The sequence below is a fragment of the Paraburkholderia sp. SIMBA_053 genome, assembly GCF_046534895.1.
GTDB classification, from domain to species: Bacteria; Pseudomonadota; Gammaproteobacteria; order Burkholderiales; family Burkholderiaceae; genus Paraburkholderia; species Paraburkholderia caledonica.
In genome coordinates, this window is the sequence record NZ_JAWRXU010000021.1 from 24,056 (window position 1) to 36,468 (window position 12,413).

The following is a 12,413-nucleotide window of genomic DNA, read 5'->3' on the forward strand; positions in this document are numbered from 1 at the left end:
GCTTTTTGAGGCGATTCATTGATTGCCGGACGCGCGTAGCATCGGCTTATGGAACCAGTTTCGCGCTGCTCTACACCTGCTGCGCGCTTACAGAAACCGTACGCCCGATACAGTCAAAACGGCAACCCAAGGAGCAACGCAATGTCTCTCGCATTGACGCGCAATGAACTGATTCGCCCGCTGAATTTCATCGGCGGAAAATGGATCGCCGCCGCGAACGGCGCGCGCTTTCCCGTCACTAATCCCGCGACCGGCGACACGATCGTCGAAGTGGCGAACAGCAGTGCCGCAGACGCGCGCGCCGCCACCGACGCCGCGGCCGGCGCGTTGCCCGCATGGCGCGGCAAGCTGCCGCGCGAACGTGCTGAGATTCTGCGCCGCTGGCACGCGCTCATCGTTGAGAACACCGAAGACCTCGCCAAGCTGATGTCGACGGAACAAGGCAAGCCTCTGGCGGAAAGCCGCGGCGAAGTCGCGTATGGCGCGTCATACGTCGCGTGGTTCGCAGACGAGGCGACGCGCATCTACGGCGACATCATTCCGCAGCAGCAACGCGGCAAACGCATGAGTGCGGTGAAGGAAGCCATCGGCATCGTGGCCGCGATCACGCCGTGGAATTTCCCGCTCGCGATGATCGCCCGTAAGATCGCGCCGGCCCTTGCGGCCGGTTGCACGGTGGTCGCCAAGCCCGCCGAAGACACGCCGCTCACCGCACTCGCGCTCGCCGCCCTCGCACAGGAAGCCGGCGTGCCCGACGGTGTGCTGAACATGCTGTCCGCTTCGCGCGACCAGGGCATCGAAGCGGTGGCCGATTGGCTCGCCGATGCCCGCGTTCGCAAAATCACGTTCACCGGTTCGACGCCAGTCGGCAAGCATCTTGCGCGCGAGTCCGCCGCCACGTTGAAAAAGCTCTCGCTCGAATTGGGCGGCAATGCGCCCTTCATCGTATTCGACGACGCCGATCTCGACGCCGCCGTCACCGGTCTGATGGCAGCGAAGTTCCGCAATGGCGGGCAAACGTGTGTATGCCCGAATCGCGTGTATGTGCAAGCCGGTGTCTATGAGCGTTTCGCCGATCTGCTCGCGAAACGCGTGGCGGCCCTGAAGGTTGCGCCTGCAACGGACCCGAGCGCGCAGATCGGCCCGATGATCAACGAACGCGCAATCGACAAGATCGCGCGTCACGTGGAAGACGCCGTAAAACAAGGCGCAAAAGTGTTGACCGGCGGCAAACGCCTAACAGAGTTGGGCCCGAACTACTATGCACCGACTGTGCTGACCGACGCGAATGACGGCATGCTGGTGTGCTGCGAAGAGACCTTCGGACCGGTTGCGCCGCTGTTCCGCTTCAGCGACGAAGCCGAAGCGGTGCGTCTCGCGAACGACACGCCGTTCGGCCTCGCCGCTTACTTCTTTACGCAGGATGTGCGGCGTATCGACCGTGTCGCCACCCGGCTGGAAGCAGGCGTAATCGGTATCAACGAAGGCGCTGTGTCGAGCGAAGCGGCGCCGTTTGGAGGCGTAAAAGAATCGGGCTATGGCCGCGAAGGCTCGAAGTACGGACTCGACGATTATCTGTCGATCAAGTACCTGTGCCAGGGCGGCTTCGACCAGTAAGCGTTCGCCTCGCGTTAAACCAAAGCGTTGCGATGGGCTTCCACCAGCTCGGCCATGCTGTTAAAGCGAAAGTCGATCTTCGGCTGGGAGCCCGGGTCCATTGTCGCGCCAAAGCCCTCTTTGGCATGCCGGCGATAGATCCAGCACGACGCAAGTCCGAACTCATTCGCCGGCTTGTGATCGTGAAAGAGACTTTCCGCCGTGTGAAGAATCTTGCCCTTGACGATGCCGCGTTCACCGAGCTTCTCCAGCATGTACTCGAAATTGCGCGGTGACGGCTTATATGAACCGATATCTTCAGCGGTGAAGATTGCATCGAATTCGACCTGCAGCTTTGCGTTGCTAAAGCTAAAGCTCTCATTGTCCACGTTCGAAAGAATGACCAGCTTGTAGTGCTGCTTCAGGTACTGCAACGCCGCGGCTGAATCGTCGAATGCCGGCCAGTTCTGAATCGATCTGCCATAAGCCATGCAGTCGTCGAGTGTGTACGGCACGCGCCATTCTTCAGCGAGGCGCTTATAGACGATCGGCAACAATTCCTGATACCGCCGGTAAGGCGTGTACTTTTGCTGCGACGACTCGTGTCGCGCGTGTGCTTCGAGTACCTGGTCGCGTGTCAGCGTTTGCTCGACGCGTTCGAGAAGCGGCCGCAAGCCTTCGAAAATGCCTGTTTCCCAGTCGATTAGCGTGCCGTAGCAATCGAACGTCAACGTGTCGAAGTCAGTCAGTCGCATTGATTGCGCTCCTCGTTTTTGCGGATCACACGCAACAGTGTAGGGTATTCTGCGCGTACCGACGTCAAACAGAATCGCTATGAATCTTAGGGCCCTGCAGTGCTTCGTGATTCTCGCCGAGGAGCTTAATTTCAGCCGTGCTGCTGAACGGCTTCACATTGCGCAGCCCGCGCTGAGCCAACAGATCCGCTCGCTCGAAGAGCGGCTCGGCACGCAACTGGTTGATCGCGCTCGACGGCCGCTCACGCTCACCGAAGCGGGACTTTACTTGTGTACAGAGGCTCGCCAGATACTCGGTGCTCTGGAGCAGGCGAGCCTCGCGACGCAGGAAATCGGCATAGGCCGGCGCGGCTGGCTCAGCGTCGGCTTCACGCGCTCGGCGATGTACAGCATTCTGCCGCCCGCGCTCAAAGCGTTTCATCAAGCGTATCCGCAGGTGGAACTGAAGCTCTTCGAAATGCTCACCGAAGAACAGACCGATGCGCTTCGCGACATGCGGATTCACATCGGCATTGGCCGTCAGCCGCTGGCCATCGAAGGATGCACGTCGTACCCGCTGCTGCGCGAACGGGTGGTGGCCGCGTTGGAGCCGGGCCATCCGCTCGCCGCCCGCAAGAGCTTGAAGATCACCGATCTCGCCGATACACCATTGATCCTTTACCCAAAGCATCAGAATGCGCAGTTCAAGCGCTCGGTTCTATCGTTGTATCGCGATGCCGGACTGACGCCGTTCGTCGCTCACCAGGCGTATGAGATTCAAACCGCTATCGCGCTCGTGGCCGCTGGGCTGGGTGTCACGTTCATTGGCGAGTCGGTAGCGCGTCTGGGCCGTAGCGACGTTGTCTATCGCCACCTGACAGGACCGGCTTCCAGATACCGCTCGACGCTTGCCGCGACCTTCCGCTCCGACGACGCGTCGCCGCACTTGCGTGCGTTCCTCGCCTGCCTTCCGCCGCCGCTTGAGAACACCGCACTATAAGCAAAAGCCTATAGAAGCATAAGCAACCGGTCTTGGACTGCTCACCCGCCCGTTCTTATCATTGCCTGCACATATGACAAGAACGCAGGGACGGCGCACTCGCCGTCGCCGCAAGGTAGGAGACAGCATGAACCCGATCGACGAAGCCGCAACCATGCGAAAGGTATATGGGCGCCTGATGCCCCTGCTTTTCGCCATGATGTTCTTCAATTACCTCGACCGCATCAACATCGGTTTCGCCGCACTCGACATGAACAAGCAGTTGGGCTTTAGTCCCGCTGTGTTCGGTTTCGCGGGCAGCATTTTCTTTGTCGGATACATGTTGCTGGAAGTGCCGAGCAACCTGCTGTTGCATCGCGTCGGCGCACGGCGCTGGATCGCACGCATTCTTCTGACGTGGGGCGCAGTGGCCGCGGTGACTGCGTTCGTGTTCAACGACACGAGCTTTTACGTGCTGCGCTTTTTGCTCGGCGTCATGGAAGCAGGCTTTTTGCCGGGCGTCGCGGTGTATCTGACGAAGTGGTTTCCGGTGCGCTACCGGGCGCGAGCGGTGGGCGGCTACATCATTGCCGGGTCGTTTTCGGCAGTGCTGGGCGGGCCTATTTCCACGGCGCTCATGACCTACGCGGACGGCATTCTCGGTTTGCACGGCTGGCAGTGGATGTTCATTCTTGAAGGCGTGCCGGCAATGCTGCTCGGTCTTCTCACCCTGCGCATCATGACCGAGCGCCCGGCCGACGCCGAGTGGCTCTCCGCCGACGAAAAGCGCTGGCTCGAATCCACGCTCGCCGCAGAACGGGAGGCCCTGGGCGGCAACACGCACTTTCCGCTTCTGCGCGTGGCGGGCGACATTCGTGTGTGGAGTCTGGCTTGCCTGTTCGGCTGCGCGTTGGTCGGCATTTATGGATTGTTCCTGTGGTTGCCGCAGATCGTCAAAAGCCTTGGACACCTTACTAATCTCGAAGTCGGCTTTCTGTCCGCCGCGCCGCCTTTACTCGGCGTGCTCGGCACTTTCCTGATCAGCCGCAGCTCGGACCGCACCGGCGACCGGAAGAAACACCTTGCTTTCGTGTACGGAATGAGTGCGCTTGCCATTGCCGGCAGCGCATATGCGCCGAATCCGGTGATCGCCTACGTGCTGTTGTGCGTGACCGGCCTGTTTATCTACGCGGGCAATCCGCTGTTCTGGAGCCTTGCGTCGTCGTTCAGAACCGGCGCGGCAGGCGCCGCGACCATCGCGCTCATCAACACCATTGCGCAGTTCGGCGGCCTGGTCGGCCCATGGAGTATCGGCCTCGTGCGCAGCGCAACCGGCAACTTCAAGCTCGCTTTGCTGACGATTGCAGCGTTCCTGCTCGTGGCCACGGTCATCGCACTGGTGATGCGTGTCACGGCATCGGAAGACGAAACACAATCGCTCGTCACAGGCGACGCCGCGCCGCGTGCGTAACGGACATCGCGACAACAAGCAAAGGCATTGCAAACCATGATCATCGATTGTCACGGGCATTACACGACCTCGCCGCCGCAGCACGAAGCCTGGCGCACGCAGCAGATTGCCGCGTTAAAGGACGGCCACACGCCGCCCGCACGCCCCAACATTAGCGACGATGAAATCCGCGAGAGCATCGAAACGGGCCAGTTGCGCATTCAACGCGAACGCGGCACCGACCTCACGATCTTTTCGCCGCGTGCCGCGGGCATGGGTCACCATCTCGCCACCGCGCAAGCAAACGCGCAATGGTCACGCGAATGCAACGACCTCGTGCATCGCGTGTGTTCGCTGTTTCCGCGCAACTTCGTGGGCGTATGCCAGTTGCCTCAAGCGCCAGGCGTGCCGCCCGCGAACTGTATTGACGAATTGCGGCGCTGTGTCGAAGAACTCGGTTTTATAGGCTGCAATCTGAATCCCGATCCATCCGGCGGACACTGGTCGGGTCTGCCGCTCACGGATCGCTCGTGGTATCCGCTCTATGAAACGATGGTCGAACTCGACGTGCCCGCGATGATCCACGTGTCGTCGTCGTGCAACCCGAACTTCCATGCAACCGGTGCGCATTACATCAACGGCGACACGTCCGCGTTCATGCAGTTGCTTACTGGCGACCTGTTCGCGGACTTTCCCACGCTGCGTTTCATCATTCCACACGGCGGCGGCGCAGTGCCTTATCACTGGGGACGTTATCGCGGTCTCGCGCAGGACATGAAGCGACCGTTGCTGCGTGATTACCTGCTAAAAAACGTGTTCTTCGATACCTGTGTCTATCACCAACCGGGCGCTGAGTTGCTCGCGAAAGTCATCCCCGTTGAAAACATTCTGTTTGCATCGGAAACGATAGGCGCGGTGCAAGGCATCGATCCGGAGACCGGACATCATTACGACGATACGCGCCGCTATATCGATGCAATCGAATGGCTTAGCGACGCGGAGCGCCAACGTATATATGAGGACAACGCGCGCGCCGTGTATCCGCGGCTTTCGCGTCAGCTCGACCGGCAACTCGCGGCGCAAGGAGCTATTGTATGAACCCAATCGGATGGCGAGAGTATGAGTCGGCACCCCAGGCTGGAGCGGCGACTCTCGGTGCATTGCGCGAACTTGCGGTGTCGCTCCTCAGCGACAACATGGCACGCGCGAGCGGCATGCTCGGTTTGCGACCGTATCACCGGCCAAAACCTCTTGCGGGCACCGCGGTCACGGTGCATACCCGGCCCGGCGACAACCTGGCGATTCATCGCGCGTTCGATTTCTGCAGACCCGGCGACGTGCTGGTGATCGACGGCGCCGGCGACCTGACCCAGGCGCTGATGGGCGAGATCATGGCGAGCTTCGCTCAGAGTCTGGGCGTGGAGGGACTCGTGATAGACGGTGCGATACGCGACGTCGGCGCGCTAGGTCAGCGCGATTTTCCGGTGTACGCACGCGGCGTCACGCATCGTGGTCCGTACAAGAACGGACCTGGCGAAATCAACGTGCCTGTCACCGTCGGCGGCATGGTGGTCCATCCAGGCGATATCATTGTCGGCGATGAAGACGGCCTGCTCGCAATCGCGGCCGCCGACGCCGAAGCTGTTATCGAAGGCGCGCGCCGCCAACAAGCGAAAGAGATGGCAGCCTTGAAGTCGATTGCCGAAGGCAACTTCGACCGCTCGTGGGTTGCCCCTCAACGCGACAGGATGATGAACACCTGACAGTGAGCCTCATGGCGCAATATCTGAACGCTGAAATGCTTGTTGAACTGGCGCGTGCCGCAGAGGCGCGCGTCACCGGGCCATGCGCGTGCATGAAAACGCCGCTCGACGGCTGGCAGTCGCAACCGCTTTCTCTCGACGAAACGCAGTTCGAGGAAATCGGCACGCTGCTGCCGCAAGACTATGTCGAGCCGACTTTCAGCGAGTACTTGCCGGACAAGACAACCTATTGGTCGGCCGACGCGCCCATTGCGCCGCGCTACTTTCCGTACAACCGCTGTGCAGTGTGGAAATGCGTCTTATGCGGACGTCTCTATCTGCACTACACCGAAGGCGGCGGCTATTTTGTCGATCGCAGAATTCGCGCGGTGAAAGCCGATTTGATTGAAGACGTGCCATTGCTTCCCTAAAGCCCGAGCGCAATAACGCAGTAACGCTGTAGCGCCCTAGCCGCTCGCCAGCCGAGCGATCTCTGTCTCCGATATCGCCCGAACGTCAACGCGGCGCGGCAAAATCGCGTCGCGGTTCGCACTGTCGGCCACTTTCTGAAGCGCGGCAATATCCTTATCGTTGATGAAATGCTGTCTGAGCGACGCGCGCCGCGTGATTGCTTTCGCGGCATCGAGCGGAGAGCGCGTCAACGTCGCATAAATCTGTGCGTATGCATCTCGGTTTGCCAATGCCCAGTCGCCCGCACGTTGCAGCCTCAACAGCACGTCGGCGATAGCCGCGCGTTTGCCCCCGTCCGCAAGCGACGCCCCTGACGCGGTAATAAAGCCTAGCCCGCTATTGATGCCAGTGCCGTCGCGCAAAATGCGGGCGCCGCGTTGGACAGCAATGCCGTAGTACGGATCGAATGTCGCCCACACCTCGATGGATCCGGAAGCGAACGCCGCAAATGCATCGACGGGCAAAATGAAGCGCACCGTCACGTCGTCTTTCGATAAGCCCGCTTCGGCGAGCGCGCCATACAACTGGAATTGCGAAATGCTGCCGCGTGCCGACGACACAAACACGGTGCGTCCTTTCAGGTCGGCAACCGTGCGTATCGCGGAGTTCGGCGGGACAAGGATGCCGAGTTGCGCACCCGAACCCACGCGGGTCGCCACGATCTTCAGCGTCGGATCGCCAACCGCCGCTGCGAGCACCGGTAAATCGCCTGCCGGTGCAAGATCGACGGCGCCCGCGCGTTGCGCTTCGAACAGCGGCGCCGCCCCCTGAAAATTCGCCCAGCGAAAAGCGTATGGCGCACCGTCGAGCACTTTGGCCGCCTCGACGAGCGCGCGGGTGCCGCCGGCCTGGTCACCGAGTACGAGCGTGGTCGATGCAAGATCCGCAGCCAGCGTATGTTGCGAATGCAAAGCGCCGGTCGCCGCGAAGGCGGGCACGGCACCCAGCAGTTTCAGCATGCGCCGTCGCGTTGAAAAAGAAGTTGGAGCGGAATGAGCCATAAGCCCTCACGTCAGGTCGATACGTCAGCGTATCGAGCCGCGCGCGGCATGGGAATGAATCGATTTCGATAACGTTATTTGCCGGCGCGCTTTGGCGTCGGGCGCGCGCGATGAGCGTCGAAGTAGAAGGGCATGCAGGTCGTTGCGAGGCTTGTATGTGAGTGCTCCAGTACACGCAAAAAACCGCCACTGTGCCGTTTGAAGTGCCGCTTTGACTACCCGCGATTCAAAGTTGAAACGATTCGGTCCGATGCCGGCCAAAAAACCACCTCAATTCGTCGGGGAATGCCGCGAACGACGCACCTGGGTCAAATCCCTAAATTTGGGCTGCACAGCACAGCCATGGCCTGAAAGCGCGATTTTCCACCGCGGCAAGAATGACCTGCCGATGAGGCAGAAGTGATTCAACTCGGTCAGAACTACGCGCGCCGGCATCTTGCGAAGTGCGATCAACGGGCTGCAACCCCGGCGCGCTATGGAATCGACCATGACTGGCCCACTCCTTGCCTTTATCTTTTCATACAGCCGGCGACACGACCATCGACCAGGTCTTGCCAACGGGGGCTTCTCTCAAACGCTCGAGAACGAGCGGCGAGAAGAACGATCCGGCTGCGAAATAAAAGAATACAAGGAGTACCAGAAGATGCAGTCTCTCATCCTCATTCAAACGGGCTTGCGGTGTGCCGTGCGCATCGCGCGTCGTCTTCTGGCATCGCATCTCGCGGTCATATTCAATGCGCCGCTTACGTTCCCTGTTTCCCGCAAGCTAATCCCGCTGACAGTCGCGCCGCGGCACAGCCAGCACACAAATCGTAGCGGGCCGTTTTCGGCTCCTACCCGGCCGTTCTCATCCGCATCGCCCGGACGCCATTTTCTGTAGCACCCTTGTAGTGAGCAGTACGTTGTACCCAAACCGTAGTTATTCGATGACATTTAAGTTAGCCATCCTAAAGGGAGATCAATCATGAAATCGTTTATCAACAGCGCCAAGGCATTCATTCGCGATGAAGACGGCGTGACCGCCATCGAATATGGCCTGATCGCCACGCTCATCGCGCTCGCCATCATCGTTGGCGCGACGGCCGTTGGTACCAATCTCAACGCGAAGTTCAACTTCATCGCAGGGAAGCTCGCGTAAATACGGGCCGGTGCCGGCGGACGAATCGTGCAAGCGTACCGTCCGCCGCCACCGCCGTTAGCCGCTGCCCGGCCCGCAAGGCCGCCATCCAGTTGAACGGGAGTTGATCATGCAATCGCTCATTGAATCCATTGACGCATTCGCCCACGACGAAGAAGGCGTCACCGCAATCGAGTATGGCCTCATCGCCACGCTCATCGCGCTCGCCATCATCGTCGGTGTGACGGCCATCGGGACGAACCTCGAGGCGAAGTTCATCGCGATCTCCGGCTATCTGGCCTAGTTTCGCGCGAAGTGCCGATGGGCGTGCCGCGTTCGCGCCGTCGTCCATCGCACCGCCCTTTTTCAGTTTGCGGTATTGCCGACGAGAGCTTGCCATGTTGATTACCAGCAACGTCCTGCCACCGATCGCCCCGTGCGTCATCGCGCTCGTGGTCGCTGCCGCCAGTACGGACATCCAGTGCCGGCGTATTCCGAACATGCTGGTCGGCGCCGGTCTGCTCGGCGCGCTCTTTGTGCAGTGCTGGCTCAAGGGATTCGGCGACGGTACCGGCGCGTGGTTCACGGGCGCCGTTGTGGGACTCGCGCTGTTTCTGCCGTTTTATCTCGTGCGCGGCATGGCCGCCGGCGACGTCAAGCTGCTCGCGATGGTCGGCGCATGGATTGGGCCGCTGCTCGTGTTCCATGCGGCTCTCGCCACGTGTGTGATCGGAGGCATATGGATGCTTGCGCGCACCGGGCGGCGTCATCAGTTGGGAAAGGTGTGGGCAAATCTTCGCGTCATTGTCCAGCCCGCGTTGCGCAAAACAGGCGCGGCTTCCATCGAATCGGTGGGATCGGTGCCCTACGGCGCAGCCATCGCAGCAGGAACCATTTCGGTGCTGCTGACGGCAACGGCATAACGGAATCACAACCGCGTGCCGGACGACGATACGGCATCCGAAGCGATAAAGCCGTGCTCAAAATAGCGCGCGGCACCGGGGAGCAGGACATGAACACGAACGTTACGGCCACAGCCCAGGCAGCGAGCGCACCTCTCGACATGGACGCCGGCCAGAGCTGCACGAACGACACGGTATTGCGCGCGCCGCGCACTGTTGCGGACACCGGCTTGCCCGCGCTCTTCGTCGCGCATCTGGTTCTGAAGTCCCTTTTGCAGAACGGCAAATCGTCGCTCGGCGATCTCATTACGCGGCATTGCCTGACAGCAGCGGCACTCGAAGAAACGATCGGCTTCCTGGTGCGCGAACATCTTGTCGAAATTGCCCATCGCGGTGCCGCCGATACCGATGTCTATCTGCGCCTCACCGATGCCGGCCGCGCTCTCGCGGCTCACGAAGCAAGCCGCTCCACCTATTGCGGCCCCGCGCCGGTCACGCTCCAGGCGTATGTGAGCATGGTCAACGCGTATTCGGTAAAACGCATCCGCATTGCGCAGCACGACGTGCGCGCCGCGTTCCCGGACCTGATCGCCGATATGCCGTTGATCGATTCCGCAGTCGCCGCGTTGAACGCCGGCCGCCCGGTCATGCTCTATGGCCCGGCGGGCGGCGGCAAGACCTACCTCGCCGAACGGCTTGGGGAATTGCTGCAAGGCGCTGTGCCGGTTCCCTATGCGATTCACGTAGCGGGCGATGTCCTCCAGTTGCACGATCCGCTGATTCATCGCGACGCTTGCGCTAACGCCCTGCCTCACGTAACCGATCGCCGCTGGCGAGTATGCGAACGGCCGGTGGTGATGTCCGGCGGCGAACTGACATTGGCGATGCTCGATCTTCAGTACAACGCGAACAGCGGCTTTTATCAGGCGCCGCCGCATATGAAAGCGAACATGGGCATGTATGTCGTCGACGATCTCGGCCGCCAGCGCGTCGCGCCCGCCGATCTGCTCAATCGCTGGATCACGCCGCTCGATCGCGGCGTCGATCAGTTCTCGCTGCAATCGGGCGCGCGCTTCGTGAGCCCGTTCGATGTGTGGCCCGTCTTCTCGACCAACCTCACCCCCGCCGAACTGAACGACAACGCCTTTCTGCGCAGGCTCGGCTCGAAGCTCCATGTCGGCCCGCTGTGCCTCGACGACTACCGGCGCCTCTTCGACGCTCAATGCGCAGCCCACGACATTGAACAGGCACCCGGCGTGTTCGAGTACCTGCTGCACCAATTGCATCTGCGCAGCCGGACACCGCTTCTCGCCTGTTATCCGGCCGATCTTCTCGCCGTGCTGCGTTCGTTCGCGCTCTATCACGGCGATGTACCGGTCGTCACCGAATACCGTCTGGCGCATGCATGGCACAGCTATTTCGGCAGCGCGCCGGAACATGAAGACACGCATTTATCCCATGCCGGGGAAGCCGGCAAACGGTACGCCGGCGTCTGATCAGCAGGTGCCATCGCAACTCATGAAAGGAGTATCAACATGAAGACCAGTCGCGCAATTGTGATGTTAGGAATGGCTCTGCTCGCGGGTCTTGCCGCCGTCGGTTTCGCCTCGCGATGGTTGCTGCAGGCGTCGTCGTCGGCCGTCACGCCGATTGCGGTGGCCACCGCCGAAGTGAGTCTCGGGCAGCCGCTGAATCCGAACATGATCCGCACGGTGAACTGGCCGTCCGCAAGCGTCCCGCCCGGCGCGTTCAAGGATGCCAAAGCACTTGACGGACGTGTGGTGCGCACGAGCCTCGAACCCGGCGAGCCGGTGATCGAATCGAAGCTCGCTCCGCAAGGCACCAAGGGCGGCCTCTCGGCGGTGATCGGCGAAGGCAGGCGTGCGATCACGGTGCGCGTGAACGATGTCGTGGGTGTGGCGGGCTTCGCACTGCCCGGCAACTATGTGGACGTGATCGTCAACACCCAGGAACCCGAAGCGAAAAACTCCGACCCGCAGCAGAGCATCTCGAAGATCGTCCTCGAAAAGATTCTCGTGCTTGCCGTCGCGCAGCAGGTCAGCCGCGACGACACGCAGCCCAAGGTCGTCAACGCGGTCACACTCGAAGTGACGCCTGACCAGGCCGAAAAACTCGATCTCGCGCGCAGCGTCGGCAGCCTGTCGTTGGTGCTGCGCAATCAGATCGACGACCGCGCGTTGCCCACCGGCGGCGCGACTAAGGTCACGCTGCTAGGCAGGCCCGCCGCGCCGGCATCCGCGCCCGTTGTCGCGGCGGCGCCTGCGCGCGTCAAATACACGGCCCGCCCTGCGCCGAAGCGCGACTGCGTCGGCGTGCTGTCCGGAACGCAAGGTAGTCAGGAATGCTTTTGATCACATAACAGTCGGGCAATGCCGCCGCGTGTCGCGCACGACAGTTCGC

Annotated in this window: 14 protein-coding genes; 12 read left to right on the forward strand and 2 right to left on the reverse strand. The window is 61.2% G+C overall.

The genetic code is table 11. The features are described 5' to 3' along the window. Positions 1-141: 141 nt before the first annotated feature. Entirely contained in the window at positions 142-1,617 is a 1,476-nt protein-coding gene (locus tag SB753_RS32705; RefSeq protein ID WP_410804027.1) for an NAD-dependent succinate-semialdehyde dehydrogenase, read from the forward strand. A gap of 14 nt (positions 1,618-1,631) precedes the next feature. Here SB753_RS32705 and SB753_RS32710 read toward each other — a convergent pair whose 3' ends face one another. Continuing rightward, positions 1,632-2,351, reverse strand: coding sequence for a haloacid dehalogenase type II (locus tag SB753_RS32710; protein WP_410804029.1), 720 nt, complete (start codon positions 2,349-2,351; stop codon positions 1,632-1,634). 79 nt (positions 2,352-2,430) lie between these two features. Between SB753_RS32710 and SB753_RS32715 the strand changes: the two genes are divergently transcribed. The 5 genes from SB753_RS32715 (at position 2,431) to SB753_RS32735 (ending at position 6,932) form a co-directional block, all read left to right on the forward strand. After that, positions 2,431-3,330, forward strand: a complete 900-nt coding sequence (locus SB753_RS32715; protein ID WP_087753012.1) for a LysR family transcriptional regulator — start codon at positions 2,431-2,433, stop codon at positions 3,328-3,330. Between the two features lie 127 nt (positions 3,331-3,457). Next, on the forward strand, positions 3,458-4,780 hold the full coding sequence (locus tag SB753_RS32720) for an MFS transporter (protein WP_410804031.1): 1,323 nt from the start codon (positions 3,458-3,460) through the stop codon (positions 4,778-4,780). A gap of 36 nt (positions 4,781-4,816) precedes the next feature. Continuing rightward, complete coding sequence (locus SB753_RS32725) at positions 4,817-5,857, forward strand: amidohydrolase family protein (protein ID WP_410804033.1); 1,041 nt, start codon at positions 4,817-4,819, stop codon at positions 5,855-5,857. Next, complete coding sequence (locus SB753_RS32730; protein ID WP_410804035.1) at positions 5,854-6,522, forward strand: RraA family protein; 669 nt, start codon at positions 5,854-5,856, stop codon at positions 6,520-6,522. The genes SB753_RS32725 and SB753_RS32730 overlap by 4 nt, the downstream gene beginning before the upstream one ends. An 11-nt stretch (positions 6,523-6,533) precedes the next feature. After that, a complete protein-coding gene (locus SB753_RS32735; protein ID WP_410804037.1) occupies positions 6,534-6,932 on the forward strand; it encodes a hypothetical protein in 399 nt (132 codons plus the stop codon). A gap of 36 nt (positions 6,933-6,968) precedes the next feature. Here SB753_RS32735 and SB753_RS32740 read toward each other — a convergent pair whose 3' ends face one another. Then, positions 6,969-7,931 carry an ABC transporter substrate-binding protein gene (locus tag SB753_RS32740; protein ID WP_410804039.1) on the reverse strand — a complete coding sequence of 321 codons (963 nt, stop codon included), beginning with the start codon at positions 7,929-7,931 and terminating at the stop codon, positions 6,969-6,971. Positions 7,932-8,460: 529 nt separating this feature from the next. Here SB753_RS32740 and SB753_RS32745 point away from each other — a divergent pair. From SB753_RS32745 to cpaB, 6 genes are all read left to right on the forward strand, one after another. Then, positions 8,461-8,853, forward strand: coding sequence for a hypothetical protein (locus SB753_RS32745; RefSeq protein ID WP_256972090.1), 393 nt, complete (start codon positions 8,461-8,463; stop codon positions 8,851-8,853). A gap of 84 nt (positions 8,854-8,937) precedes the next feature. Then, positions 8,938-9,111, forward strand: a complete 174-nt coding sequence (locus SB753_RS32750; protein WP_020071341.1) for a Flp family type IVb pilin — start codon at positions 8,938-8,940, stop codon at positions 9,109-9,111. 109 nt (positions 9,112-9,220) lie between these two features. Beyond that, on the forward strand, positions 9,221-9,394 hold the full coding sequence (locus SB753_RS32755; RefSeq protein WP_027805140.1) for a Flp family type IVb pilin: 174 nt from the start codon (positions 9,221-9,223) through the stop codon (positions 9,392-9,394). 94 nt (positions 9,395-9,488) lie between these two features. After that, positions 9,489-10,013, forward strand: coding sequence for a prepilin peptidase (locus SB753_RS32760; protein ID WP_410804042.1), 525 nt, complete (start codon positions 9,489-9,491; stop codon positions 10,011-10,013). 89 nt (positions 10,014-10,102) lie between these two features. Then, a complete protein-coding gene (locus SB753_RS32765; protein ID WP_410804044.1) occupies positions 10,103-11,488 on the forward strand; it encodes an ATP-binding protein in 1,386 nt (461 codons plus the stop codon). Between the two features lie 39 nt (positions 11,489-11,527). After that, the gene (gene cpaB, locus SB753_RS32770) at positions 11,528-12,364 is read left to right on the forward strand and encodes a Flp pilus assembly protein CpaB (RefSeq protein WP_410804046.1); all 837 of its coding nucleotides are present in this window, start codon (positions 11,528-11,530) and stop codon (positions 12,362-12,364) included. The last annotated feature ends 49 nt before the right edge of the window (positions 12,365-12,413 follow it).